The following is a 25,561-nucleotide window of genomic DNA, read 5'->3' as shown; positions in this document are numbered from 1 at the left end:
GGTTCGTTGGCCCTAGCGTTGCGTGAGCGTGCGTGCCTCAACCATGTGTGTTCTTTCGCATTCCAATCACGCTAGGAGCCCGGCGCGCGCACCACATCGGCCCACGGTCCACAGTTCGTGGCGGGCGCGCGGTACCCCAGTACTGGGTGCAGCCGGGCGGGCGGACCCGCCAGGCCGCTGGGCGCCGCCCCGCCGGCCCGGGTTGCGGGGAGGCTTCCCTCCGCGACCTCGCAGGAAGGGGATCTAGAATCGACCCCATGACTACCTCTGCCCGGCCCCCGCAGGACGCGTCCCAACCGCGGCGCCGCGACGCCCGGCAGAACCGGGAACGTCTCATCGACGAAGCCCGCAGCATGATCGCCGAGCACGGCGTCGACGCCTCGCTCGAAGAGATCGCCCGCCGCGCCGATGTGGGCGTTGCCACCCTCTACCGCAACTTTCCCACCCGCGACGACCTGGTCAGGGCCCTGTACGACATCGCCCTCGCCGAACTGTTCGCCGTGCGCGGTGAGATCGAGGCGGCACCGTCGGCCTGGGCGGGTGTGGTGCTCTACACCGAGCGCCTCGCCGAATGGCTGGTGGCCGACCCGTCGCTGCCGCCGATCCTCAAGCGGATGGCGACCATCGATCCCACGGCCCGGCCTTCTGTTGAGCTCGAGAGCTTCATCGCCGCCCTCGTGCTGCAGGCCAAGAAAGACGGCGAGTTGCGCCCGGATGTCGACTCGATGGACCTGGCCGTGCTCGTCACCATGATCGGGTCGCTGGGCACCCTCGGCGGCGGTTACACCGGCCAGTGGCGCCGGCAGCTCTCCCTCGTTCTCGACGGGCTGCGGATGCCGGAGAAGCCCCGACCCAAGCTGCCCGGGCGACCGCTGAGCGTCAAGGAGTTCCAGGCCACGGTGCACGGCCTCACCCGCCGCGCCAAACGCGCCGCCCGAGGCTCCCGCTCCGCTACCTGATCCACCCGCCCCGGTCGGGCCCATGCCCACTTGTGGCACGTGTTGGTGCCCGCGGCAGGTGTAGTGCCCCGCGGCCCGTGTCTCAACCCGTGCCGCCGCAGACAACCCGTGCCGCCGGATCGACGGAGTGCTGCGAGGTCCCCGCTACGCGGCGGTCAGCAGCCCGAGCAGCTCCCGGTACCGGGCCGCGGTCTGCGCCACGATCTCGGCGGGCAGCTCCGGCGGGGTGCCGGTCTGGTCCCAGTTCGCGGCCAACCAGTCGCGCACGATCTGCTTGTCGAAGCTGGCCATGCGCTCACTGGGGGTGGCACCGTCCAGCCATCGCGCCGCATCCCAGTACCGGCTGGAGTCGCTGGTGAGCACCTCGTCGCCGAGAGTCAGCAGACCGGTGGCGCGGTCGGCGCCGAACTCGAACTTGGTGTCGGCCAGGATCACGCCGGCGGTTTCCGCGATCACGGAGGCCCGGTTGAAGATCTCCAGCGATGCGTCCCGCAGCGCCGCGGCCACGTCGGCGCCCACGAGTTCCACGGTGCGCTCGAACGAGATGTTCTCGTCGTGCTCGCCCATCGGGGCCTTCCACGCCGGCGTATAGATCGGTTCGGGCAGCCTGTCGCCGTTCTGCAGGCCGTCGGGCAGCGGGATGCCGCAGACAGTCTGGCTGGCGACGTACTCGAGCCAGCCGGAGCCGGTGAGGTAGCCGCGCACGACGCACTCGATCGGGTACATGTCCAGGGTCTTGCAGAGCATCGCCCGGCCGGCGACGGCGGCGGGGATCAGGCTCGACGCATCAACCCGGTGGTCGGGTACGAGGTGGTTGGGCACACCGTCGAGCTGGTCGAACCACCACAGGCTCAGGGTGGTGAGCAGTTCGCCCTTGCCGGGGATGCCCGGTTCGAGGACGTGGTCGAACGCGCTCACCCGGTCGCTGGCCACGACGAGGACCCGGTCGGCGTCGGCCAGGCCGGTCGCACCGTCCGGCACGTACAGGTCGCGCACCTTGCCCGAGTAGACGTGCTGCCAGCCCGCCAGGGCCAGAGCGGCCATTAGTTCGCGACCTTGGCGGCGATGTCTCCACGGTGCTGAGAACCCTCGAGCCCGATCAACCCGACGGCCTCGTAGGCACGCGCGCGGGCCTCGGTGAAGTCGGCGCCAACGGCCACGACGCTGAGCACCCGGCCGCCGGTGGCGACCATCGCCGAACCGGCCAGGGCGGTCGCGGCGTGCGCGATGCTCACACCGGTCACGGTCGCGGCCTCGGCCAGCCCGGTGATCACGCGTCCGGTCACGGGGGTCTCCGGGTAGTTCTCGCTGGCGATCACCACGGTCACGGCGGCGTCGGTGGAGAACTCCGGGCGGGGCAGCCCGGCCAGTTCTCCGGTCGAGGCGGCCAGCAGCAGGCCGGACAGCGGCGTCACCAGGCGCGGCAGCACCACCTGGGTCTCCGGGTCGCCGAAGCGTGCGTTGAATTCGATTACCCGGATGCCGGCATCCGTGAGAATCAGCCCGCAGTAGAGCAGCCCGATGAACGGGGTGTCCTCGGCGGCGAGCCGGCGCACGGTGGGCAGCGCGATCGTCTTGATGACCTCGTCGACGAAAGCGGTCTCGCTGCCGAAGCCGGTATCGAGCCAGGGCAGAGGCGAGTAGGCGCCCATGCCGCCGGTGTTGGGGCCCTCGTCATTGTCGGCGAGGCGCTTGTAGTCCTGGGCGGGGGAGAGCGGCAGCACGGTGTGGCCGTCGCTGAGGAAGAAGAGGGACACCTCCTGGCCGGAGAGGAACTCTTCGACGAGCACGGCGCCGTGCTGCAACCAACGCACCGCGTGGGCGAGGGCGTCATCACGGTCGGTGGTGACGAGCACACCCTTGCCGGCGGCCAGGCCGTCGGCCTTCACCACGTAGGGAGCGCCGTACTCGTCGAGGGCGCCCTGCGCCTCGGCGAGGTTGCCCGCGCGCACGGCGCGGCCGGTGGGCACGCCGGCCTCGTCCATGATGCGCTTGGCGAAGGTCTTGCTGCCCTCGAGGGCGGCGGCGGCCTGGCCCGGGCCGAACACGGGGATACCGCGGGTGCGCAGGGCGTCGGCGACGCCGGCCACCAGCGGTGCCTCGGGCCCCACCACGACGAGGTCGATGTTGTGTTCCTGCGCGAAGTTCGTCACCACGTCTGAGTCGGTGGGATCAAGATCGACCACGGGTACGTCGGCGGCGATGCCGGCGTTGCCGGGGGCGGCGATCACGTGTGGTCGCGGCTCCTCACGCAGGAGGGCAGTGACGATGGCGTGCTCGCGGGCACCGGAACCGAGGACCAATATTCTCACCGGATCAGGCTACCCGGCGAACACGGTCGTGCGCACCCGAGCGCCTGCGGGGCGTCACAGAACCGTCAGGAGGCGGCAGACTGGGAGCATGGCACGCGCGAGGATCGATGACGGGTTGGGCAGAACCGCCGTGAAGGCGTACCTGGCCGACGAAGCGGGCGCGACCCGCGACACCCGAGCGCTCGCCGTGCGGTACACCCTGCAACTCCTCGCCGAGCAGGCCGAGGGCAACACCGTCGAGGTGCGGGTTCCCCCGTTCGGCGCCACCCAGTGCATCGCCGGCCCCCGGCACACCCGCGGCACCCCGCCCAACGTCGTCGAAACGGATGTCGCCACCTGGCTCGGCCTGGCCACCGGCACCCTGGCCTGGAGCGACGGTCTCGCCTCCGGCCGCATCCACGCCTCCGGGCAGCGCGCCGACCTCAGCGCGGAGCTGCCGCTGTACCCCTAGCCGCACCCTGTGCCCCGGTTCTGTTCCCCGTGCGGACACCTGCGTCCGGTGCACCGGGCGCAGAAGTCCGGATCGGCAACAGTTGCGGTGCGCGGCTCAGGCCAGGACGGCGCTGACCTCGGCCCGCGACGGCATCGAGCTGGTGGCGCCGTGCCTGGTCACCGAGATCGACGACGCCACGGTGGCCCAGCGCACGGCGTCGATCATCCGCTCCTCGGTGATGCCGGCGGCGGACACGGCGCCGGGCGACTGCACCGCAGCCAGTCGCGCCACCAGCGCGCCCACGAAGGTGTCGCCCGCGGCGGTCGTGTCCACGGCCGTGACCGGTCGGGCTGGTGCCAGCCCCAACACCGTGCCGTCGTAGGCGACGATGCATCCTTCGGCGCCGAGGGTCACGATCGCCCAGGTGCGGGCGTTACTGAGCACCTCGGCGGCGCGGGCCGGATCGCTCTCACCGGTGAGTTCGGCGGCCTCGATCTGGTTGGGCACGACCAGGTCCACCGACGCCAGGAAACCCGCCGGCAACTCAACGACGGGCGCAGGGGTGAGCACCGTGAAGACGCCGTTCGCCCGGGCGATCGTGATGGCCGCCGCCAGCGCCGCCACCGGAAGTTCGCACTGCATCACCAGGAACGAGGCCCGCTGAATCGTCGATTCCTGCTCCGCGGTCAGCGCGGTCACCGTGGCGTTGGCGCCGGAAACCACGACGATCGAGTTCTCGCCGGAGTCCACGACGGAGATGTGCGCGGTGCCCGTCGGCGCCGACACCTCGGCCAGGCCGACCGCACCGATGCCCTCGCCGGCCACGAGGTCCCGCAGCTCGCGGCCGTAGCCGTCCGCGCCGATGGCGCCGATGAAATCGATGTCGCCGCCCTGCCGGGCCGCGGCCACGGCCTGGTTCAGGCCCTTGCCGCCGGGCACGGTGCTGAAGCCGGTGCCGAACATCGTCTCGCCGGGCTTCGGTAGGCGGGGCTGGCGCACCACGAGGTCCATGTTGGCGCTGCCGAGCACGGCGATCCGGTTGGTCCTGCTGAAATCGTTCACCGGCCCAGTCTGACGGATGCCGCGTGCGACAATAGAAGCGTGAGCTCCGCAGATCAGCACGACGACGCCGAGACGCGACAGCCCGGCAGCGTTCAGCCAGCCGCGATCCGGCCCGGCCCTGCCGTCGTCGCCGGAACCCCGGCACCCGTCGAACCCACCGAGACCGTCGTGTCGGAGGACACTCTCGTTGTGCGTCGGTCGCCCAGGTACACCAGCTTCATGATCGTCGGCGCCGTCGTCGGCGCCCTCCTGGCCCTGCTGCTCACCGTGATCTATCCGCGGAACGCCGACTTCGATCCGGCCCAGGTCTTCGGATTCCTGCTGCTGGGCGGCGTCGCGATCGGTGTCGCGGTCAGCTGCCTCGTCGCCATGGTGCTCGATCGAATCGTCGGTCGCTCCTCAACCACGGTCGTCGTCGATAGACTTGACGCGAACTCAACACGCGCCTTCGAGAATGCGGATCCTGGATCCGACCCCCAACCTTCCAACGAGAATTCCTAGTAAAGGGGCTGCGGCTTGCCCGGTGGCGACGGACGACTGAATCATGATCTTCTTCCTGGCGAGAAGGGTCCGCAGGATGCCTGTGGAGTCTTCGGCGTCTGGGCTCCGGGCGAAGAGGTAGCCAAGCTCAGCTACTTCGGCCTGTACGCCCTGCAGCACCGCGGCCAGGAATCGGCGGGTATCGCGACCAGCGACGGCTCGAAGATCCTCATCTACAAGGACATGGGCCTGGTCTCCCAGGTCTTCAACGAGGCCTCGCTCAGCACCCTGCTCGGCCATCTCGCGGTGGGGCACACCCGCTACTCCACGACCGGGTCGTCGAGCTGGCAGAACGCCCAGCCCACCCTCGGCCGCACCGCAGCCGGCACCGTCGCGCTCGGCCACAACGGCAACCTCACCAACACCGCCGAGCTCCTCGAGCTGGTGCGCGAGCGCTACCCCAAGGTTGACGGCGAACTGGCCCGCGGCAACACCACCGACACGGCGGTGATCACCGCCCTGCTCACCGGCGACCTCGACCACACCCTCGAAACCACCGCCATGGAGGTGCTCCCGCGCCTGCGCGGCGCCTTCTGCCTGGTCTTCATGGACGAAACCACCCTCTACGCCGCCCGCGACCCGCAGGGCGTGCGCCCGCTGGTGCTCGGCCGGCTCGAGCGCGGCTGGGTCGTCGCCTCCGAAACCGCCGCCCTCGACATCGTCGGCGCCAGCTTCGTGCGGGAGGTCGAACCCGGAGAGCTGATCACCATCGACGAGGACGGCCTGCGCAGCCAGCGATTCGCCCAGGTCAAGCGCGCCGGATGCGTGTTCGAGTACGTCTACCTCGCCCGGCCCGACACCACCATCGCCGGCCGCGGCGTGCACGAAGCCCGCGTCGAGATGGGCCGCCAGCTCGCCGCCGAGTATCCCGTCGAAGCCGACCTCGTCATCCCCACCCCCGAGTCCGGCACCCCCGCGGCAATCGGCTACGCCCAGGCATCCGGCATACCGTTCGGCCAGGGCCTGGTCAAGAACACCTACGTGGGGCGCACCTTCATCCAGCCGTCGGAAACCATCCGCCAGCGCGGCATCAAGCTCAAGCTCAACCCGCTCAAGGCCGTGATCAAGGGCAAGCGGTTGATCGTCGTCGACGACTCCATCGTGCGCGGCAACACCCAGCGCGCCCTGGTCAGCATGCTCCGCGAGGCCGGCGCCGCCGAGGTGCACGTGCGCATCTCCAGCCCGCCGATCACCTGGCCGTGCTTCTACGGCATCGACTTCGCCTCCCGTGCGGAACTCATCGCCACCGGCCTCGGCGTCGATGAGGTGCGGCAGGCCATCGGCGCCGACTCGCTCGGCTACCTCTCGGAGGACGGCATGATCGCCGCCACCGAGCAGCCGCGAGAGAGCCTGTGCACAGCCTGCTTCACCGGCGTGTACCCGATCAAGCTGCCCGAGACCCAGCACCTGGGCAAGAACCTCCTCGAGCGCGACTTCTCCACCTCCGACGGATGCGATCCAGGTCCCGACGCCGAGTTCGAGAGCGTGCTCACCCCTGACCCGGAGCGAGCCACCGTGCTCATCGAACACGGTCAGGTCCCGTTCGGCGATCCCGGAAGACCAGAATGAGCAACGCAAGCTACGCCGCCGCCGGAGTCGACACCCATGCGGGTGACCTCGCGGTGTCCCTGATGAAAACCGCCGTCTCGGCCACCCACGGTCCAGAGGTGCTCGGCGGCTTCGGCGGTTTCGCCGGTCTCTACGACGTGTCGTTCCTCACCGGCTTCACGCGCCCGCTGCTGGCCACCTCGACGGATGGCGTCGGCACCAAGGTCGCCATCGCCCAGGCGCTCGACAAGCACGACACCATCGGCCAGGACCTGGTGGGCATGGTCGTCGACGACATCATCGTCGTCGGCGCACGCCCCCTGTTCATGACCGACTACATCGCCTGCGGCAAGGTCGTCCCCGAGCGCATCGCGTCCATCGTCGAGGGCATCGCCAGGGCCTGCGCCGCCACCGGCACCGCCCTCGTCGGCGGGGAGACCGCCGAACACCCGGGCCTGCTCGGACCCGACGACTACGACGTGGCGGGAGCCGCGACGGGTGTCGTCGAGGCCGACCAGGTTCTCGGCGCCGAGCGCGTGCAGTCGGGCGACGTCGTCATCGCGATGGCCTCCTCAGGTCTGCACTCCAACGGTTTCTCCCTGGTGCGGCACATCCTCGCCCAGCGCGGCATCGGCTACACCGACACCTCCGCCGAGCTCGGCGGGGTCGTCGGTGAGGCGCTGCTCGAGCCCACCCGGCTCTACACCGGCCCGCTGCTCAGCGTGCTTTCCGACCCCGAACTGGCCGGCGTTGTGCACTCGCTCAGCCACGTCACCGGTGGCGGCATCGCCGCCAACCTGGCCCGGGTGCTGCCCGTGGGCAGCTGGGTCGAGGTCGACAGGTCCACCTGGTCACCTCCTGCGGTCTTCAGGGTGCTCGGCGACATGGCCGGCTCCACGCTGGAGAGCGCAGAAGGCACCTGGAACCTCGGCGTGGGCATGTTCGCCGTCGTCGCGGCACACGCCGCGTCATCCGTGATCGCCCGCCTGCAAAACGAAGGCATCCCGTCCTGGGTCGCCGGCCGAGTCTCGATGGCGCCGCACGACCTCACCGGCTTCGAGCAGGGAGCCAAGGGCGTCAACGGCGGGGCCGTTCGCCTGGTCGGCGGCTACGCCGCCTGACCCCGTCTCACCCGGCCACCGGGCGCGACAACGGACCGCCCCGAGGCAACTGCCTGGGGGCGGAACCGACGCTGAGAGTTGCCCGGGAAGCGGTCGACGGGCGCGCCAACACGACAGCCGCGCACGAGAACGTGCGCGGCTGATCGAGAAACGGGCTAGGCGCGCTTCTTCTCGTCTTCGGTGTCGTAGTGGTCGACATAGTCGTCCGACTCGTCTGACGTCGTCTTGTTCGCTTCGTACTCCGGCCACTTGGCCAGGTCCTCGTCGAGCCGCGGGTCGGTCACCGGATGCCCGGTGAGCTCGCGTTCGAGCGCGTTGTAGTTGGTGTCCGGGCTGAAGTACTTCAGCTCGCGGGCAACCTTGGTGTGCTTTGCTTTTTGACGGCCGCGCCCCATGCGTGACCCCCTAACGATGCCAGGCCGGGTGAGTGATGAGTCACCCGGGAGTTGCCGAACGGAATAGTGAAATCTAGCCGCTAGTTTAGCATGGTGGGCCTCTCGCCCCGATGCCGCGGTTCCGCGGTCAGAACCCCAGGGAAGAGGACGCATGGTGAACGCCACGGCTGTGCCGGTGGTGATCATCGGTTCCGGCCAGGCCGGACTCTCCGTGGCGTACCACCTCAAGCGGTTCGGGCTCACGGCGGGGCGTGATTTCGTGATCTTCGACCGCGGTGCGGATGCCGGTGGCGCCTGGCAATACCGCTGGGAGTCCCTGCGCCTCGGCGCTGCACACAGGGTCAACGACCTCCCCGGCCTGAACGAGCTCGGCCTGAGCTTCGAGAACGCCGACCGTTCCCGGCCCGCGCGGGACGTGGTGAGCGAGTACTACCGACGCTTCGAGGAGCATTTTGAACTCAACGTCGTGCGCCCGGTCTCGGTTCAATCGGTGTTCAACCGACGAGCCGACCTCGTCGTGCGCACAACGTCCCCGGTCTACGGCGAGCGGGAGACCCTCGCCGGCTTGCTCGTCAATGCCACCGGCACCTGGGGCGCACCGTTTGTGCCGCACTACCCGGGCGCCGGGCGGTTCGCCGGCCGCCAGCTGCACACCGCGGGCTTCAGGGATGCCGCCGAATTCGCCGGTCAGCGGGTCGTTGTGGTCGGTGGCGGCACCTCCGCGATCGGCTTCATGCTCGAGTTGGAGGGTGTCGCGGCGAGCCTGACCTGGGCCTCGCGTCGCCCGATCGATTGGGTGCACACCGAGCATCTTGATCTCGAGGGGGCATCGGCCGCGGTGGCCATGCAGGACGACGCCGCCCGCAATGGCCGCGCGCTGCCGAGCATCGTCAGCGGCACCGGCGTACCGGTCAGCCGACGCATCCAGGGCGGTATCGACAGGGGCACCCTGGTGGCGCGGCCGATGTTCGTCGGCCTGGAGCCGACCGGGGTGCGGTGGGCCGACGGCTCCGTCACCGAAGCGGACGCGATCATCTGGGCCACCGGGTTCCGGCCGGAGCTGCGCCACCTGGCACCGCTCAAGCTGCGCGATCAGGCGGGCGGGCTCGTGGTCGGCGCCGGCTCCTCCTGGACGGACCCGCGGATCTTCCTGGCCGGCTACGGGCCACAGGCCAGCACCATCGGCGCCCGACGGGCCGGCCGGACCATCGCTCGGCAGGTCTTCGCCCTGCTCTGACGCGTGCTTACTTGCGCTTGCGCCGGTTCGGGTTGACCGGCCGGGGCCGCGGTTTCATGGGCGGGCTGGCCGGGCTCGACTTGGGGCCGATATCCTCTGTCTGCACTGCGACGCTCGTCGTGTCCATGCCCGCCGGAGCGAGGGGCTTACGGGGGATCGGGTGCGAGCGCACGGGCTCACCGCGACGCTCCTGGCCGGGGATCGGTCGGGACCTGCGCCCGTAGATGAGCTCAGAGGAGTCCAGCAGCCACGGCACCAGCGCTATGGTCACGCCGTGCACGAGCATCAGCTTCTGACGCAGTCGGCGGGCCTTGTGGTTGTGCAGCAGCGACTCCCACCAGTGCCCGACGATGTAGATCGGCGTGTACACGGTGACAACCTCGGAGCCGTACTCCTCGCGGCGGTCCTTGATGTAACAGATCAGCGGCCAGCTGATGTCGCGGTACGGCGACGCCACGATGTTCAGCGGCACCTGGATGTTCTGCTTGGCCCAGTCGATGATGAGGTCCTCGGTCTCCTCCTCGTCGATCGACACGTGCACGGCTTCCAGGCTCACGTGCCTGGCCGCGATGGCGTAGTCGAGGGCCTTGAGCACGGGCTTCTGCATCTTGCCCACGAGCACGATGGCGTGGTCGCCCTGCGAACCGAACGTTGTGATCGGGTCGACCTCGATCTCCTTGGCCACGTCGCGGTAGTACCGGTTCACGCCGATCATCAGCACGAACAGGATCGGCATCATCAGGAACACCAACCAGGCGCCATGGGTGAACTTGGTGATCGTGACGACGATCAGCACCACGCCGGTGAGCGCGGCCCCGAAACCGTTGATCGAGAGGCTCCGGATGATCGAACCCCGGTTGGGCGGATCCGTCTTCAACAGGGTCAGCCAGTGCTTCACCATGCCGGTCTGGCCGATGGTGAACGACACGAAAACGCCGATGATGTAGAGCTGGATCAGCACCGTGAGGTTGGCCTGGTAGATCACGATGATCACGATGGCGGCCAGAGCGAGCAGCACAACGCCGTTCGAGTAGATCAGTCGGTCGCCGCGGGTGCTCAGCGACTTGGGCGCGTAGGAGTCGCGGGCCAGCACGCTGCCGAGCAGCGGGAACCCGTTGAAGGCCGTGTTCGCGGCCAGCAGCAGGATCAGGGCCGTTGCACCCTGCAGGATGAAGAACATCAGCGAGTTGTTACCGAAGGTGGCCGCAGCGATCTGGGCGATCAGGCTGCGCTGGGGCTGGGTCTCGCACTCCGCCCAGCCGATCAGGTCGCAGGGGTTCTCCGCGTAGTGCACCTTGGAGAACAGCGCCAGCGCGGTGAGCCCCACGAACAGCACAATGGCGATGCCGCCCATCAGGGTCAGGGTGATCTGGGCGTTCTTGATCTTGGGGCGCTTGAAGGCCGGCACGCCGTTGGCGATGGCTTCTACGCCGGTCAGGGCGCTACATCCGCTGGCGAAGGAGCGCAGAAGTAGCAGGATGAACGCCGTCTGGGCGAGGTTGTGGGCCTCCACCTCGAATCCCGCCGACTCCGCGACCGGCGCGTCGCCCAGGGCCACACGGCCCAGGCCGACGACGATCATCAGCAGCACGCTGCCGATGAACAGGTAGGTGGGCAGAGCGAAGGCCTTGCTCGACTCGGCGACTCCCCGCAGGTTGACGGCGGCGAGCACGATGACAAAAAGCACGGCCAGTTCCACCCGTAGTGGTGCCAGCCCGGGCAGCGCCGAGATGATGTTGTCCACGCCGCTGGACACCGAGACCACGACGGTCATCACGTAGTCCACGAGCAGGGCGGATGCGACGACGAGGCCGGCTTTCTCGCCGAGGTTCTTGGAGGCGACTTCGTAGTCGCCACCACCGTTGGGATAGGCCTTGATGAGTTGCCGGTAGGAGGCCACCACCACCACCAGGAGCAGCACGACCACGGCCGCGACCCAGGGTGCGAAGCTCAGGAAGGCGAGCCCGCCGAGGGTCAGGATCATCAGCAGTTCCTGCGGAGCGTACGCGACGCTGGACAGCGGGTCGCTGGCGAAAATCGGCAGCGCCAGGTGCTTCGGAAGCAGCTGCCCGTCCAGGTGTTCGCTGGCGAGCGGTTCGCCGATTATCCACCGTTTCGGTGATCGGGCTTCGGGTGCTGGGGGGTTCCCCTCTGGTGTCACGAGGGACGACACTACTCCGATGCACCTCGCTGTCAAGTTGTCGGCACATTGACAGGATCAGCCGGGCGTTTTCGCAGCTGAAGTCCGGTCGTTCGTTCGCATCGTTCCGGCTGATGGGCCCGTAGTTCCGCACGCTGTGCCTGGAGAGTCCGGGCCTCCACCGTGCGTCCGGACTCTCCCAGCTGCCGCGCAGGTTACCGCGTGAGCGAGTCGCGGATGCTGGCGCGCACGGCGTCGAGCTGGCGCCGCAGTTCCGGCACGGTGTCGACCGGCATCGTCGAACGGTAGGCCTGGCGGCGCAGGTCGGCGCGCACCTGCTGCCGGAACTCGTTGAGCACCATGTCGGCCTCCCTCAGCGCCAGGTTCGCGTCGCCGGTGGGGCGGGCGTCCGCCGTGGACTTCGTCGGCTCTGGCGGCTTCTGGCGGGCGGCCGAGGCCAGGTCGGCGCGCAGGCTCTTCATGGCCTCGGTGACCCCCGTACGAACCTCGTCGGCGAGGCGACGCACCGAGTCGGTGACCTCGCTCTCGATATTGGCTAGGTCGTCGGCGCGGGCGGCGAGCTCGGCGCGGCCGGCGTCGGTGATCTCGTATACGGTCTTGCGGTCGCCGGCCGTCTTGGTGACCAGTCCCTCCTCCTCGAGCTTTGCCAGGCGCGGGTAGATGGTCCCGGCGCTCGGGCTGTAGGTGCCGCCGAAGCGGTCGCTCAGTGCCTGGATGAGCTCGTAACCGTGCCGAGGACGCTCGGCAAGCAGGCTCAGCAGGTAGAGGCGCAGGCTGCCGTGGGCGAAGATCGGGGTCATGATGACGCTCCGTCACCCGCGGTCTCGGTGCTGCCGGCCGTGCTGCCCGCGTCGTTGACGCCGGCGCCGTGGCGGCGGATGACCGAGATGTTTCCGGATACCGAGTTCGCGCGCAGGTCGAGCCAGGCACCGTCGAGGTTGCCGGTGCTGCCGTCGTACCCCTTGCCGAGGGTGCCGCGGATGGTCTGGTTGTCCAGCTGCAGGGTGCCGGAGACGGTGTTGATCTTGTAGCGGGTCGGCACGTCGGCGCCGATGCGCACGGTCAGGCTGCCGCTGACGAGGTTGGTGGAGACCTGGTCTGGTACGCCGTCGATATCGAGGAAGACAGCGCTCGTGACGCCGTCGACGGTGAACCGGCCGATGTCGCCGCTCGCGGTGACGTCGCCGGATACAGTGTGCGCCACGATGTTGCCGGTGTGATTGCGAACCGACATCTCCCCGTTCACGCCGTTGAGCTCGAGGTCGCCGATGATGTCGTCGACCACGAGGTCGCCGGAGACCGTGCTGAGCTTGGCGTCATTGCGCAGCCCCGTTACGAGGGCGTCAGCCGTGACGACGCCGAATTTCATGGCGACATCGCGGGGGACGGTGATGCTCACCTCGGCCTTGGCGCTGCCGCGGAAGGAGGCGAACACGTCGATGAAGTTGTCCCAGCGCAGCTGGGGGTGATCGATCTCGAGGGTGTCATCGACCACCGAGATCTTGAGGTCCTTGCCCGAGACGCTGTGCACCTCGATGCGCGCGCCCGGTTCGTCGCTGCCGATCACGTCCACTTTTCCACCGATCAGGCCCACTTTGAGCGAGCGAACCAGCTCAACATCGATGACCTTCGTCTGCCCGGGGGCGACGAGCCATTTTTCCTGCGTCATAGTCTTCTCCTTCGCGATATATCGCGTTCAATGCATCTCAAGATATATCGCGTCTTGACTCCCGGCAAGGCCCTCACGGCAAACCCGAAGGTAGTCCGGTCAGCCCGGTCAGCCCGGTCAGTAGGGGAAGATCGTCAGCCAGTCGCGGTTGTGGGCGTGCACCAGCACGAGGAACACCGCGAGGTCGAAGAGCAGGTGCACGCAGACCACGTAGGTCAGCGATTTCGTGATCGAGAAGGTGTAGCCCTGCAGCAGGGCGAAAGGGATCGTCAGCAGCGGCCCCCAGCTGCGGTAACCGAGTTCCCACAGGAACGAGACGAAGATCACCATCTGCAGGAGGTTCGCCGTCCAGAAGGAGAAGTGCCGCCTGAACAGGGCGAACACCGTGCAGATGAAGAACAGTTCGTCCCAGATGCCCACGAATCCCACGCCAACGAAGAGCCGGCCGAGCTCGTCGGGCGCGCTGATGCTCGGCCAATTCAAGTAGGCGCCGGAGCGGATGAAATAGCTCGGCAGAATGAGGTACCCCAGCAGCAGCACACCCACCAGGTACCAGCGTTCCAGAGTGGTCCAGCGCTGCCCGGTCTTGATCGGGAACCAGACCTGGCGGTCCCCGAAGGCGCGCCGTGAGATGAGGTAGGGCACGGCCACCGCGGCCGAGAGCACCACCCCCATCAGTGCCATGTTGGAATAACTGATGTCGGCCTCGACCGAGATGGTGCTGATGATCAGGAGCCCGACCGCTATGAGGAGCAGGTCGCGGAACAGCGCCCGGTCCACCAGCACGGCCACGAGCAGGGCCGCCGCGAGCGTGGCGTAGCCGGGCAGCGGCATCCGCAGTGCGAACAACAGCACCGCCGAGGTCGAAATCAGTGCCGCCGCCAGCAGGCGAAGCGGCGCGTTCGCGGATGCCCGCTCCGGCGTCGCCGGAGCATCCACGGCGGCTTCGTCTCCCATCATGCAATTCTGGCCGAAACCACGGCCAGGGTAAACAGTGCTCCGCCGGGCCGCCGGGGGAGGCCCCCTGCCGGACCGGGCCATCGGGCACTAGGTTCGGTGAATGGCGACGAACCCTTCTCACGAGCCGGGCCCGACCGGCGCCCTCGAACCCGGCTCACTCGAGCCTGGTGACAACGGTCACCTGGATCCCGTCGTGCTGGCCGCCCGCCTCATCGCAATCGATTCCACCAACCCCGACCTCTGCCCGGACGGCGCCGGCGAGGCCGAGATCGCCGACTGGTGCGCCCAGTGGCTGGCCGCGCGAGGTTTCGAGGTGCATCGGCTGGAGGAACGCTCCGGCCGGCCGTCCATCGTCGGCATCAAGCGCGGCACCGGCGAGGGTGCCTCCCTGATGCTCAACGCCCACCTCGACACTGTCGGGGTCGACGGCTACGAGGGCGACCCGTTCTCCGGCGCCCGGCACTCCGACCGGGTGCACGGTCGCGGTGCCTTCGATACCAAGGGAGGCCTGGCCGCCGTCCTGGTCGCCGCGCACCGGGCCACCCTCACGCCGCTGGCCGGCGATCTGCTGGTGACGCTGGTGGCCGACGAAGAATTCGGCAGCCTGGGCACCGAGGAGGTGCTGCGGCGGTTCACCGCCGACGCGGCCATCGTCGTGGAGCCGAGCGAGCTCAGCCTCACCGTCTGCCACCGTGGTTTCGCCTGGTTCGAGCTCACCCTGCACGGGCGGGCGGCCCACGGGTCGATGCCCGGCCAGGGCGTCGACGCCATCCGGCATGCCGGCCTGGTGCTTCAGGGCCTCGATGAGCTCCGGGCAGGCATTGAGCAGAAACCCGCGCACCCGCTGCTCGGCCACGGCAGCGTCCGGGTCGCCACGATCACCGGCGGTACGGATGCCGCGACCGTCGCCGCGAGTGCCACCCTCACCATCGAGCGGCGCACGCTGCCCGGCGAGACCCCGGAGCGGATCGAGGCCGAGCTGCGGCGCCTCCTCGATCGCCTGGCCCGTGACACCGCCGACTTCCGCTACGACCTCACCCGTCTCGTCGCCCGCGGCGCATTCGAGGCCGATCCAAACTGGCCCATCGTGCGCCTGCTCGACGAGCAGGCCGAACGGGTGCTCGGCCACGCTGTCGTGCAGAGGGGCGAGCCGTTCTGGACCGACGCCGGCCTGGTCCGGGAGGCCGGCATCCAGTGCCTGCTATTCGGGGTCGACGGCGCCGGAGCGCACGCCCGTGTCGAGTGGGCCACGGAGTCGTCGATCCATCAGGTCGCCGAGATCCTCGAAGACACCATCGTCGCATTCTGCGGTTGACATTGACGCAGCGTCAAGAATTATCCTGGACGTCGTCGGGCGGCCCGCCCGACGCCGCTACCGAAAGGAGCGCGACACAGGTGGACCACTCGATCCAGGACATCGCCCGGCTGGCCGGAACCACGAGCCGCACCCTGCGCCACTACGGCGCCGAGGGGCTGCTCCCACCGAGCCGGATCGCAGCCAACGGCTACCGCTACTACGACGACCGGGCGCTCGTGCGGCTGCAACGCATCCTGTTGCTGCGCGCGCTGGGCCTCGGGCTGCCGGCGATTCGTGGTGTGCTCGACCGCGAGACCGACGAAGCGGCGGCCCTGCGATCGCACCTCGGCTGGCTCGAGCAGGAACAACACAGGTTGCAGCGTCAGATCCGGTCGGTGCGAACCACCATCACAGCTTTGGAGAGAAAGGACCAGCTCATGGCAGAGGCGATGTTCGACGGCTTCGACCACACCACTCATAAGGAGGAGGTCGAACAGCGCTGGGGAGCCGACGCCTACGCCGGCGGCGACAGGTGGTGGCGGGGCATGAGCCCCGCGCAACGTGCCCAGTGGCAGGCGACGACCGCCGCGCTCCAGGCCGACTGGCAGGAGGCCGCCGCACGACAGGTCGCCCCCGCCGGTGCCGAGGCGCAGGAATTAGCCAGGCGGCATGTGGAGTGGCTCGATGGTGTGCCCGGCATACCGCGAGAGAACGGCCACCCGGCCGCCGCCTACGTGTGCGGGCTCGGCGAGATGTACGTCGCCGACGACAGATTCGCGGCCCACTACGGCGGCCAGGCCGGGGCCGGCTTCGTGCGTGACGCCCTCGCGGCCTACCTGGACCGCACCCTCTAACGAGGCGGCGTCCATCCCGCGAGAGCGGGAAAGTGGTCGCTTCCGCCGGCCGAGGTCGCCACAGGGCCGCTTTCGCGAGCTACGCGGGATCGAACGCGGGGGTCGGCGCCTCACGACGGCTGCGGTCCCTGGCGAACAGAGGCAGCGTCCACTGACAGAGCGGCCCCACCAGGAGGGCGAACAGCACGGTGCCCACCCCGACGTTGCCGCCGAGCACCCAGCCGGTCGCGAGAACCAGCCCCTCGATGCCGGTGCGCACCGTCCAGATCGGCCAGCCGGTGCGGGCGTGCAGCCCGGTCATCAGGCCGTCGCGCGGACCGGGGCCGAGTCCCGCACCGATGTAGATACCCGAGGCGATGGCCAGCAGCAGCAACCCGGCGGCGAACAGCAACACTCGCAGCCACAGGGCGAGGTCTGCCGGCACCAGCCACAGGCCCACATCCGCCGCCGGGCCCACAAGCACAGCGTTCAGGACGGTGCCGATGCCCAACCGCTGCTTGAGCGGGATCCACAGCAGCAACACGATGCCGCTGATGATCGTGGTGATGACTCCGAAACCGAGGTGCAGTTGCCCGTCGATGCCCTGGGTCAGTACGTCCCACGGGGCCACCCCGATCGCGCCGCGCACGATCAACGCGATACCGATCCCATAGAGGAAGAGGCCAATGATGAGCTGAATCACACGACGGGTCATAAGAGTCAATCCAATTGCATCAGCACCCTGTCCTCAAGTAGCCAATTTGCCTAGAGTGGCTTCATGTCGTCGAACCAGCTCACCGCCCGCGGCCTGGAGTCATTGCTGGGCGACTGGCGCACGGCGGGCAGCGCCTACCGGGCGTTGGCCGACCGCATCCGCCTGCTCACCCTCGACGGCCGCATCCCCACCGATAGCCGGCTGCCCGCGGAACGCGACCTCGGCATCAGGCTGGGGCTCAGCCGCACCACGGTCACGGCCGCGTACCGGCAGCTGCGCGAGGCCGGTTATCTGCACAGTGTGCAGGGCTCCGGCAGTGTCGCCCGTCTGCCCGGGGTGACCGTCGTGGCGGATGCCGCGGTGCCGGCCGGCGTGCTAGATCTCGGCCAGGCGGTGCTGCCCGCCTGGCCCGGCCTCGCCGAGGTGGCCGCGCTCGCCGCGGCGGACCTGCCGGCGCACCTGACCGGCTCTGGCTTCGACCCCGTCGGCCTGCCCGACCTGCGCCGGGCCATTGCCGACCGCTACCGGGCCAGGGGGCTGCCCACCGAGCCCGAACAGATCATGGTCACCGTCGGCGCCCAGCACGCCATCGCCCTGCTCGCGCGGGTGCTGATCAGCCGGGGCGACAGGGTCCTCGTCGAGACGCCGACCTACCCGCATGCCTACGAGGCGCTGCGGGCGGCCGGCGGTCGCCTGATGCCGGTGTCAGTCACCGCCGCGCTGCCCGGCGCGGACGCCGGCTGGGACGAGTCGGCGTTGTTGCAGACGATCCAGCGCAGCAATCCGGTGCTCGGCTACCTGATGCCCGACTTCCAGAATCCCACCGGGCAGACCATGCCCGTTGCCCAACGAGAACGGGTGCTGGCCGCGGCTGCCCGGCAGGGCACCGTGCTGATCAGCGACGAAACCATCGGCGAACTCGACATCGACCGGCCGGGGGAGTTCGGCCCGTTCGCCGCCTCGGCCGACCCCGGCCGGCCCGACCTCGCCGTCACCGTCGGGTCGGTGGGTAAAACGGTCTGGGGCGGTCTGCGGGTGGGCTGGATCCGGGCCGACCCCGGCCTGATCCGCAAGCTGGCCGCGGCCCGGCTCGCCAACGATCTCGGCACCCCGGTGCTGGAGCAGCTCATCGTCACGCGGCTGCTGCGGGAGCTGCCCGAGATTCTCGAGTCCCGCCGGACGCTGTTGCGGGCGGGGCGGGACCGTCTCGTGACGGGTCTGAGCACGCGGTTTCCCGACTGGCAGGTGCCCCACGTGGACGGCGGCGTCACCCTGTGGGTCAACCTCGGCCGGCCGGTCAGCTCCCAGCTCGCCCTCGCGGCGCGCACCCAGGGGCTGCTGCTGCCGGCCGGCCCGCGCTTCGGCATCGACGGAGCGTTCGAGAGGTTCCTGCGCATCCCGTTCTGCTCCGGTCCCGACGAGATGCCGCGTGCCCTCGACGCCCTCGGGCTGGCCTGGGAGTCGCTGCTGCGGCATCCAATGCCCGACACCGGGTACCTCGCCGATGTGGTCTGACCGTAACCAGACCGTCACATCTCACGGCTGCCGGCCCCGCTGGTGGCTACTGTGCAATGGGATACTGATCGGGTGTATTTTCTCTCGGTCTTGAGCATGAAGAACCGGGCGCTCATCGCGCTCATCACCATCGTCGCGGCCGTTTTCGGCTCCCTCGCGCTGACCAGCCTCAAGCAGGAGCTGATCCCCTCCCTGCAGCTGCCGACGCTGCTGATCTCGACGAGCTACCCGGGTGCCTCGCCCGAGGTGGTCAACGATGACGTGTCCACGCCGATCGAGACCGCCATCCAGGGCATCGAGGGCCTGGAATCCACCTCCACCACCAGCAGCACCAACTCGTCGCTGGTCAACGCCACGTTCACCTACGGCACCGACCTGGTCAAGGCCGAATCCAAGATCAGCCAGGCCGTCAACCGCATCAAGACCACCCTGCCCGCCGACCTCGACCCCCAGGTGATCAGTGGCAGCATCGACGACTTCCCGGTGCTGTCGCTCGCCGTGTCCGGCGGCGACGCCGACACCATCGCCGACCAGCTCACCCGCGGCGTCCTCGGCGACATCCGCGACATCGACGGGGTGCGCGATGCCGCCCTCGTCGGCGACATCGGCCGGCGCGTCACCATCACGCCGGATGCCGCGGCCCTGGCCGCGCGCGGCCTCAGCGCGAGCGCCATCCGGGACGCTCTGCAGCAGAACGGGTCGCTCATCCCGGCCGGTTCCCTCACCGAGAACGACACCACCCTGTCTGTGCAGGCCGGCACCAAGCTCGGCTCCGCCGAGGAGATCGCCGCGCTGCCTCTGATCGCCGGCGCCGCAGCCGGCCTGTCGCCCGCGGCGGCCGGACCGGTCTCGATCGGCGACGTCGCCGCTGTCGCGGTGGTCGAGAACCCCGTCACCAGCATCTCCAGGGTCGACGGCGAACCAGCCCTCACCATCTCGGTGACCAAGGTGCCGGCCGCGAACACCGTCGACGTCTCGACCGCCGTGCGCGCCATCCTGCCGCAGCTCGAAGACGCCGTGCCCGGCACCACCATCACCGTGGTCTTCGACCAGGCCCCGTTCATCCAGGAGTCCATCGACGCGCTCACCCAGGAGGGCATCCTCGGCCTGGTCTTCGCGGTCCTGGTGATCCTGGTCTTCCTGTTGTCGGTGCGCGCCACCCTGGTCACCGCGATCTCCATCCCCACCTCGGTGCTCATCACGTTCATCGGCCTGCAGTCGGTGGGCTACTCGCTCAACATCCTCACGCTCGGCGCCCTCACCATCGCGATCGGCCGAGTCGTCGACGACTCCATCGTCGTCATCGAGAACATCAAACGGCACCTGGTCTGGGGCGCCGACCGCGCCGAGACCATCGTGCGCGCGGTCCGAGAAGTGGCCGGCGCCATCACCGCCTCCACCATCACCACCGTCACGGTATTCCTGCCGATCTCGTTCGTCGGCGGCTCCACGGGCGAGCTTTTCCGACCGTTCGCGCTCACGGTCACCATCGCCCTGCTCGCATCGCTGTTGGTCTCACTCACGATCGTTCCGGTGCTGGCCTACTGGTTCCTGCGCGCGCCGAAGCCCGCCGCCGCCGAGCCGTCCCCGGACGGTCAGGCAATCGCCGCGTCCGCCGCCATCAGCGCCGCGCCAGTCACCGCCCCGCCAGTCACAGCCATGCCAGTCGCAGCCGTGCCACTCACAGCCGCGCCGGTCAGCGCCGGGACCGCACCGGCCGCCGTCGCACCGACCACCTCGTCCACGCCGACCACCCGCAACCGGCACGCCGCGCCAGACGCCGACGGCTTCGACGAACGCGATGCCCGCGAACAGCCCAGTCGTCTGCAGCAGGGTTACCTGCCGGTCATCCACTGGACCCTCAGGCACTACGTGGCCACTCTCTTGCTCGCCGCACTGGTCCTGGTCGGCACCGTCGCCATGCTGCCCTTCATGAAGGTCAACTTCCTCGGCTCGACCGGCCAGTCCACCTTCCAGGTCAGCCAGGAGCTTCCGGTGGGCACCAGTCTCGCCGCCCAGGATGCCGCCTCCACCGCGGTCGAAGACGCCGTCCGCGCCGTCGACGGGGTGAGCATCGTGCAGGTTTCCATCGGTGGCGGCAGTGCGTTCGCGGCCTTCGCCGGTGGAGGGTCGTCCTCCAGCACCGTCACCTACTCGGTGACCACCGACGATTCCGCGGATGCCGACGCGGTCCAGGTCGAGGTGCGCGAGCAGCTCGACACCCTCGACGACGCCGGCGAGATCACGGTCTCGTCCGGGGGCGGCTTCGGCGGCTCGTCGGACATCGAAATCGACATCACGGCGGCGTCCGGCGCCGACCTGCAGACCGCATCCGACGATATTCTCGCGGTCGTCGGCGAGCTCGACTCCCTCACCCAGGCCAGCAGCAACCTCGCCGCCTCCCGCCCGTACGTGGCCGTGACCATCGACCGCAGTGCGGCGGCCGCCGCCGGGCTCAGCGAACTGGCCCTCGGCACGCTGGTGTCACAGGCGATGCAGCCCAGCACGATCGGCTCGATCGTGATCGACGAGGCCACCCTGTCGGTCTACCTGCAGTCGGGCTCGTCCCCGACCACCACGGCGGAGCTCGCCGCCCTGCAGATCCCCACTCTCGCGGGGCTGGTCCCGCTCGACAGCCTGGCCGCCGTGCAGCAGGTCGACGGACCGTCCACCCTCACCACCACCAAGGGGCTGCGCACCGCGACGATCTCGGCCACGCCCAACAGCGACGACCTCGGTACCGCCACCGCCCAGGTCACGACGGCCCTGGCCGACACCGAGCTGCCCACCGGCACCACGGCGAGTCTCGGCGGCGTCTCGGCCGACCAGACTGACGCGTTCCAGCAGCTGGGCATCGCGATGCTCGTCGCCATCCTGATCGTCTACATCGTCATGGTCGCCACCTTCCGGTCGCTGTTGCAGCCGCTGCTCCTGCTGGTATCGGTGCCGTTCGCGGCGACAGGGGCGATCGCGTTGCAGGTGGTCACGGGCATCCCGCTCGGCGTCGCCTCATTGATCGGCGTGCTGATGCTCATCGGCATCGTCGTGACCAACGCCATCGTGCTCGTCGACCTGGTCAACCAGTACCGGCGCCGGGGGCAGAGCGTCTACGACGCCCTGGTGCACGGCGCGTCTCGCCGGTTGCGGCCGATTCTGATGACGGCGCTCGCCACCATCTTCGCCCTGTTGCCCATGGCCGTCGGGCTCACCGGACACGGCGGCTTCATCTCGCAGCCGCTGGCGCTCGTCGTCATCGGCGGCCTGGTGTCATCGACGGTGCTGACCCTGGTGGTGCTGCCGGTGTTGTACCTGGTGGTCGAGGGCGGCCGGGAGAGCCGTCGGATGCGACGTTCACTGCGCTGATCTAGCCGATCCCGAGTCCGATCCCGCGGTCGGTGAAGAAGGGGAGTGGGTCGAGAGCTATGGCGTCGACGCGCACCTCGAGGTGCAGGTGGCAGCCGGTGGAGGAGCCGGTGCTGCCCACTCCGGCGATCACCTGACCGGCCGTGACCCTCTGGCCGGCAGCCACGAGGGTGGCGTCGTCTGCGATGTGGGCATAACCGGTGGTCACCCCGTCGCCGTGGTCGATCAGCACCCAGTTGCCGTAGGTCCCGAATCGGCCCGTCTGGGCGACGACACCGTTGCTGGCGGCGTACACCGGGGAGCCGCACGCGGTGGCGAGGTCGGCACCCGAGTGGAACGGCAGAACGCCGGGTAACGGCAGCTCAGGTCGGGGGCCGAATCCGTCGGTAAGGCTTCCCACAGCAGGAGTGGCCCAACCCTGGTCACTCAGCCGGGCACCGAGGGTGCCGGCCAGCTGGCTGACCGCCTGAGTAGCGCGGTCCGCAGAGGCCTGGACGGAATCGGCCAGCGCCGCCTCGGCGTTCGTGCTGGCGGTTGCGAAGGCCGCGGTGGCCTGGCTCAGCGACACCTCCGCGGTCGCGAGGGCGTCCTGCTGCTCGGTGACGGTGAAAGCCAGCGCCGCCGTCTGCGCGGTCGCGAGGTCCGCCTGCAGGGTGGCCGCACGTTGGCTGTCCCGATCGACAAGCGCTCGGATCTCGCTCATATTGCCCGCCAGCATCGAGATCCGGTCGACGGTTCCCAGGCGGGAGAGCAGGTCCGCCGAGCCCCGATCGCTGAGCAAGGCGTCCAGTGCCGCCGTGCCGGAGCCCTCTTGCACCATCGTTCGCACCAGGTTGGCCATCGTGCGCGTCGATACCTCTGCGCGAAGTGCGGCCGCGTCGGCCAACACCCGAACCTCCTCGAGCCTGGTGAGGGCGGCGGTCTTATCGGCCATCGTCGCCGCGAGATCGAGTCTTGCGGCGTCGTAGGCCGACTGGGCGTTGGCGCGGGCGCTCTCCGCTGCCGCGAGAGCGGATGCTGCGCGGGCGGCATCGAGCGAGGGAGCCGCCACCGCGGTGCTCAGGGGCCTCGTCGCGCGGCCGGGCGAGCGTGGGGCCGGAGACGACGGCCTTGTTGATGTCGAGGGGGTGTTTTCTGGGCTCGCGGGGGGCGTGACTGGAGACGTCGGGGGCGCGGAGTCGGTGGGCGGATCCGTGGGTTGGGGGGTTGGCTGCGGGGTCGGCGTAGGCTCCGCTGTCGGCTCCGGGGTGGGGGTGGGGGTCGGCTCCGGGCTCGTCGGGTCGCCCGGTGTGGCTGGGCTGGTCGGGCTGGGGCTGACCGGCGGCGGAGACGGCTCTGGAGTTGGTCCCGGATCCGAAGGCTGGTCGCTCGGTGTCTCCGTCGGTATCGGAGTCGACGTCGGGGCGCCTGGGGTGTCCGTGGGAGTGGGAGTGGGATTCTCGGTGGGCGTGGGCGTGGGCGTGGGCGTGGGCGTGGGCGTGGGCGTGGGCGTGGGCGTGGGCGTGTCGGTTGGCTGGGGTGCGACCGTGGTCACGGCCAGGGTGGACGCGGCGTCCGCTGCGGTCGGTGCGCCGGCCGTGAGAACCGTGGAGCCCAGCACGAGCAGACCCGCAATGGTCCCGGTTCGCAGTCGGCGTTTGTGCAGGGGGCGTGCGCGCACGACGCGATGCACACCGCGGCCGTGCGATGTCGTGGCCATGTAGGTTCTCAATCCCAAGCGGTAGAGAGTCGGCCGGTCAACCGGCAGTGGCGCAAGTATTTCACCGCCCCCCAACGGCCGCAACGCATCGGGCCAAACCCGTGGCTAGTGCGGCTGGCCGAGCTGGTTTGCACGGCCGAGCTGGTCCCGCGGTCCCGCTGTTCCCGGTAGTCCCGCTGGTCCTGCTCGTCCCGCCCCGCCAGGTGGGCGAGGACGTCGATCCCGCCGAGACTCCGCCGAGGTCATCAGGTAAAAGCGCTGATCGACGGGCCTGCGGGTGTCATGGAACTATCGTCGCGCCTGGCGATCAACGATGGACTGGACGTGATGGGACCTCCTGCTTCTCGCGTCAGAGGGCGTACTCGCTCTGAGCTACTGGCCTCAACTCACCCTGACCCGCAGGGGTGGTCCGAAACAGGCGATGAGGCGCATTTCAGGGGCGTCCGACAATCATGCCAAGATGGATTACACCGCACCCTTATGCCGTACCACGGCGCAAAATCCACCCAGCTAGAGCCCATACGAGATGGAGGATCTGATGCCGAAGACTCCCACCGTCTACGATGTCGCGGATCTCGCGGGGGTGTCGATCGCGACCGTGTCGCGGGTGTTCCGAAAGCCGCACAAGGTGTCGCAGGCGACCAAGGACCGCGTAGACGCAGCCGTCTTGAATTTGGGCTACGTGCCGAGCGGAAGCGCTCGGAGCCTGGCGGCGCGACGGGCCGGTGCGATCGGGCTGTGCTTCCCCGACTTCGACGGGATCGACGGCGGACCGGCGCCGATCGTCTATACCGATGGCAGGGTGATCGAGCACTTCGACCCGCCCGAGGACGTCGAGCCGAGCGGGGACCTCTACCTCAGCGAGGTCATGCTTGGCACGGAGATCGAGGCGTGGCGGCACGGCATGGCCGTGACTATCGCGGTGGCGCGTGGCGACGAGATCTTCGACAACCTTGCCGGTCGCGTCGATGGCATGATCACGCTCTCGCGGACGGTGCCCGAGCGGCTGCTTGCCCACATCGCCCGGCATATCCCGGTCGTGGTCATCGCCGGCACGCGCGCAGGGGACGACTACGACCACATCGGCACCGACAACGTAGCCGGCATGCAAGCGATGACCCAGCACATCGTCGGCGCCCACGGGGTCCGCGACCTGGCCTTCGTCGGAGGCCCGGCCGACTCCCCGGACGATCACGACCGCTTCGAGGGATTCCGCATGGGGCTGCAAGCAGAGGGGATCGAGCCACCGGCCGGGCCACTGCTGCGGGGTGACTTCACCCGGAGTCACGGTCGGATGCTCGGTCGTCGTCTGGTCGAGGCAGGTCGGGTCCCGCGGGCGCTCGTGTGCTCGAACGACCAGACCGCACTGGGAGTCCTCGACGCCCTGCTCGCCTCAGGACTGAGGGTGCCCGAGGACGTCATAGTCACCGGCTTCGACGGGATCGACGCCTCGCAGACGTCACAACCGCGGCTCACAACCGTCCGTCAACCCATGCGTGAGTTGGGTCGAGCGGCGGTGGACACCTTGCTGCGCAGACTGGGGGACCCCCTGATGCCACCGCAGACCGGAACCCTACCGGTCACGGTACTGCTACGTGAGAGCTGTGGTTGCCTCGCCTGACCCAGGCCGGGCATCGTCACGTCCATCCCGTCGTCTGTTCGATCGGAAGTTGCGCGACGAGATGTATGCGCATACAGTATGAGGACAGCACTACTTGCCGACGTGATCCGCGTGGATGCGT

At 69.2% G+C, this 25,561-nt stretch carries 21 protein-coding genes; 11 read left to right on the top strand and 10 right to left on the bottom strand.

What is annotated here, in order from left to right:
• The first annotated feature begins 257 nt into the window (after positions 1-257).
• Complete coding sequence (locus E3O60_RS05050; RefSeq protein WP_088457383.1) at positions 258-959, top strand: TetR/AcrR family transcriptional regulator; 702 nt, start codon at positions 258-260, stop codon at positions 957-959.
• 144 nt (positions 960-1,103) lie between these two features.
• Here the strand turns inward: E3O60_RS05050 and E3O60_RS05045 are convergent, their stop codons facing one another.
• Positions 1,104-2,003, bottom strand: a complete 900-nt coding sequence (locus E3O60_RS05045; protein WP_088457382.1) for a phosphoribosylaminoimidazolesuccinocarboxamide synthase — start codon at positions 2,001-2,003, stop codon at positions 1,104-1,106.
• Positions 2,003-3,271 carry a phosphoribosylamine--glycine ligase gene (gene purD / locus E3O60_RS05040; RefSeq protein ID WP_134497310.1) on the bottom strand — a complete coding sequence of 423 codons (1,269 nt, stop codon included), beginning with the start codon at positions 3,269-3,271 and terminating at the stop codon, positions 2,003-2,005. Before purD ends, E3O60_RS05045 begins: the two co-directional genes overlap by 1 nt.
• Before the next feature lie 88 nt (positions 3,272-3,359).
• Here purD and E3O60_RS05035 point away from each other — a divergent pair, with 88 nt between their 5' ends.
• The gene (locus E3O60_RS05035) at positions 3,360-3,722 is read left to right on the top strand and encodes a sterol carrier family protein (RefSeq protein WP_103459378.1); all 363 of its coding nucleotides are present in this window, start codon (positions 3,360-3,362) and stop codon (positions 3,720-3,722) included.
• 96 nt (positions 3,723-3,818) lie between these two features.
• On the opposite strand, the gene E3O60_RS05030 is transcribed toward E3O60_RS05035, so the two are convergent.
• Positions 3,819-4,766: a ribokinase gene (locus tag E3O60_RS05030; protein WP_240632276.1), complete on the bottom strand. Its 948-nt coding sequence runs from the start codon at positions 4,764-4,766 to the stop codon at positions 3,819-3,821.
• Positions 4,767-4,805: 39 nt separating this feature from the next.
• Here E3O60_RS05030 and E3O60_RS05025 point away from each other — a divergent pair, with 39 nt between their 5' ends.
• The 3 genes from E3O60_RS05025 to purM are packed head-to-tail and all read left to right on the top strand — an operon-like array spanning position 4,806 to position 7,975.
• Positions 4,806-5,267: a hypothetical protein gene (locus E3O60_RS05025; protein WP_088457379.1), complete on the top strand. Its 462-nt coding sequence runs from the start codon at positions 4,806-4,808 to the stop codon at positions 5,265-5,267.
• A 15-nt stretch (positions 5,268-5,282) separates the two neighbouring features.
• Positions 5,283-6,875, top strand: coding sequence for an amidophosphoribosyltransferase (purF, locus tag E3O60_RS05020; protein ID WP_088457378.1), 1,593 nt, complete (start codon positions 5,283-5,285; stop codon positions 6,873-6,875).
• The gene (gene purM / locus E3O60_RS05015) at positions 6,872-7,975 is read left to right on the top strand and encodes a phosphoribosylformylglycinamidine cyclo-ligase (protein WP_088457377.1); all 1,104 of its coding nucleotides are present in this window, start codon (positions 6,872-6,874) and stop codon (positions 7,973-7,975) included. Before purF ends, purM begins: the two co-directional genes overlap by 4 nt.
• A gap of 155 nt (positions 7,976-8,130) precedes the next feature.
• On the opposite strand, the gene E3O60_RS05010 is transcribed toward purM, so the two are convergent.
• Positions 8,131-8,370 (bottom strand): DUF3073 domain-containing protein, encoded by a 240-nt coding sequence (locus tag E3O60_RS05010; RefSeq protein ID WP_088457376.1) that lies wholly within the window; start codon positions 8,368-8,370, stop codon positions 8,131-8,133.
• A 151-nt stretch (positions 8,371-8,521) separates the two neighbouring features.
• On the opposite strand from E3O60_RS05010, the gene E3O60_RS05005 reads away from it, so the two are divergent.
• A complete protein-coding gene (locus E3O60_RS05005) occupies positions 8,522-9,607 on the top strand; it encodes an NAD(P)-binding domain-containing protein (RefSeq protein WP_103478555.1) in 1,086 nt (361 codons plus the stop codon).
• A gap of 7 nt (positions 9,608-9,614) precedes the next feature.
• Here E3O60_RS05005 and E3O60_RS05000 read toward each other — a convergent pair whose 3' ends face one another.
• The 4 genes from E3O60_RS05000 to E3O60_RS04985 all read right to left on the bottom strand — a co-directional run bounded on the left by E3O60_RS05000 (position 9,615) and on the right by E3O60_RS04985 (position 14,397).
• Positions 9,615-11,768 (bottom strand): APC family permease, encoded by a 2,154-nt coding sequence (locus E3O60_RS05000; RefSeq protein WP_174776242.1) that lies wholly within the window; start codon positions 11,766-11,768, stop codon positions 9,615-9,617.
• A 194-nt stretch (positions 11,769-11,962) separates the two neighbouring features.
• Positions 11,963-12,568 (bottom strand): PadR family transcriptional regulator, encoded by a 606-nt coding sequence (locus tag E3O60_RS04995; protein ID WP_088457374.1) that lies wholly within the window; start codon positions 12,566-12,568, stop codon positions 11,963-11,965.
• On the bottom strand, positions 12,565-13,437 hold the full coding sequence (locus E3O60_RS04990) for a DUF4097 family beta strand repeat-containing protein (RefSeq protein WP_103478554.1): 873 nt from the start codon (positions 13,435-13,437) through the stop codon (positions 12,565-12,567). Before E3O60_RS04990 ends, E3O60_RS04995 begins: the two co-directional genes overlap by 4 nt.
• A gap of 117 nt (positions 13,438-13,554) precedes the next feature.
• Positions 13,555-14,397 carry a CPBP family intramembrane glutamic endopeptidase gene (locus tag E3O60_RS04985; protein WP_370028185.1) on the bottom strand — a complete coding sequence of 281 codons (843 nt, stop codon included), beginning with the start codon at positions 14,395-14,397 and terminating at the stop codon, positions 13,555-13,557.
• Positions 14,398-14,497: 100 nt separating this feature from the next.
• Here E3O60_RS04985 and E3O60_RS04980 point away from each other — a divergent pair, with 100 nt between their 5' ends.
• Positions 14,498-15,712 carry a M20/M25/M40 family metallo-hydrolase gene (locus E3O60_RS04980; RefSeq protein ID WP_134497308.1) on the top strand — a complete coding sequence of 405 codons (1,215 nt, stop codon included), beginning with the start codon at positions 14,498-14,500 and terminating at the stop codon, positions 15,710-15,712.
• An 80-nt stretch (positions 15,713-15,792) separates the two neighbouring features.
• Positions 15,793-16,548, top strand: coding sequence for a MerR family transcriptional regulator (locus E3O60_RS04975; RefSeq protein ID WP_134497306.1), 756 nt, complete (start codon positions 15,793-15,795; stop codon positions 16,546-16,548).
• A 79-nt stretch (positions 16,549-16,627) separates the two neighbouring features.
• Here E3O60_RS04975 and E3O60_RS04970 read toward each other — a convergent pair whose 3' ends face one another.
• Entirely contained in the window at positions 16,628-17,242 is a 615-nt protein-coding gene (locus tag E3O60_RS04970) for a YitT family protein (protein ID WP_088457370.1), read from the bottom strand.
• Between the two features lie 63 nt (positions 17,243-17,305).
• On the opposite strand from E3O60_RS04970, the gene E3O60_RS04965 reads away from it, so the two are divergent.
• Both E3O60_RS04965 and E3O60_RS04960 read left to right on the top strand, forming a co-directional pair.
• Positions 17,306-18,757, top strand: a complete 1,452-nt coding sequence (locus E3O60_RS04965; RefSeq protein ID WP_134497304.1) for a PLP-dependent aminotransferase family protein — start codon at positions 17,306-17,308, stop codon at positions 18,755-18,757.
• 72 nt (positions 18,758-18,829) lie between these two features.
• The gene (locus E3O60_RS04960) at positions 18,830-22,120 is read left to right on the top strand and encodes an efflux RND transporter permease subunit (RefSeq protein WP_134497302.1); all 3,291 of its coding nucleotides are present in this window, start codon (positions 18,830-18,832) and stop codon (positions 22,118-22,120) included.
• Position 22,121: 1 nt separating this feature from the next.
• On the opposite strand, the gene E3O60_RS04955 is transcribed toward E3O60_RS04960, so the two are convergent.
• The gene (locus E3O60_RS04955) at positions 22,122-23,171 is read right to left on the bottom strand and encodes a M23 family metallopeptidase (protein ID WP_134480212.1); all 1,050 of its coding nucleotides are present in this window, start codon (positions 23,169-23,171) and stop codon (positions 22,122-22,124) included.
• A gap of 1,186 nt (positions 23,172-24,357) precedes the next feature.
• On the opposite strand from E3O60_RS04955, the gene E3O60_RS04945 reads away from it, so the two are divergent.
• Positions 24,358-25,440, top strand: a complete 1,083-nt coding sequence (locus E3O60_RS04945) for a LacI family DNA-binding transcriptional regulator (RefSeq protein WP_088458133.1) — start codon at positions 24,358-24,360, stop codon at positions 25,438-25,440.
• Positions 25,441-25,561: the final 121 nt, after the last annotated feature.

Source organism: Cryobacterium sp. TMB1-7 (assembly GCF_004402435.1).
Taxonomy (GTDB): Bacteria; Actinomycetota; Actinomycetes; order Actinomycetales; family Microbacteriaceae; genus Cryobacterium; species Cryobacterium zongtaii.
Note: the sequence above shows the minus strand (reverse complement) of the source record. Positions and strands in the feature narration are given on the sequence as shown.

Coding starts and splice junctions, on each gene's coding strand:
- E3O60_RS04980 (WP_134497308.1), top strand. CDS start 14,498: ATGGCGACGAACCCTTCTCACGAGCCGGGCCCGACCGGCGCCCTCGAA.
- E3O60_RS05050 (WP_088457383.1), top strand. CDS start 258: ATGACTACCTCTGCCCGGCCCCCGCAGGACGCGTCCCAACCGCGGCGC.
- E3O60_RS05035 (WP_103459378.1), top strand. CDS start 3,360: ATGGCACGCGCGAGGATCGATGACGGGTTGGGCAGAACCGCCGTGAAG.
- purM (WP_088457377.1), top strand. CDS start 6,872: ATGAGCAACGCAAGCTACGCCGCCGCCGGAGTCGACACCCATGCGGGT.
- E3O60_RS04995 (WP_088457374.1), bottom strand. CDS start 12,568: ATGACCCCGATCTTCGCCCACGGCAGCCTGCGCCTCTACCTGCTGAGC.
- E3O60_RS04990 (WP_103478554.1), bottom strand. CDS start 13,437: ATGACGCAGGAAAAATGGCTCGTCGCCCCCGGGCAGACGAAGGTCATC.
- E3O60_RS04945 (WP_088458133.1), top strand. CDS start 24,358: ATGCCGAAGACTCCCACCGTCTACGATGTCGCGGATCTCGCGGGGGTG.
- E3O60_RS05010 (WP_088457376.1), bottom strand. CDS start 8,370: ATGGGGCGCGGCCGTCAAAAAGCAAAGCACACCAAGGTTGCCCGCGAG.
- E3O60_RS04970 (WP_088457370.1), bottom strand. CDS start 17,242: ATGACCCGTCGTGTGATTCAGCTCATCATTGGCCTCTTCCTCTATGGG.
- E3O60_RS04965 (WP_134497304.1), top strand. CDS start 17,306: ATGTCGTCGAACCAGCTCACCGCCCGCGGCCTGGAGTCATTGCTGGGC.
- E3O60_RS05045 (WP_088457382.1), bottom strand. CDS start 2,003: ATGGCCGCTCTGGCCCTGGCGGGCTGGCAGCACGTCTACTCGGGCAAG.
- E3O60_RS05005 (WP_103478555.1), top strand. CDS start 8,522: ATGGTGAACGCCACGGCTGTGCCGGTGGTGATCATCGGTTCCGGCCAG.
- E3O60_RS04985 (WP_370028185.1), bottom strand. CDS start 14,397: ATGATGGGAGACGAAGCCGCCGTGGATGCTCCGGCGACGCCGGAGCGG.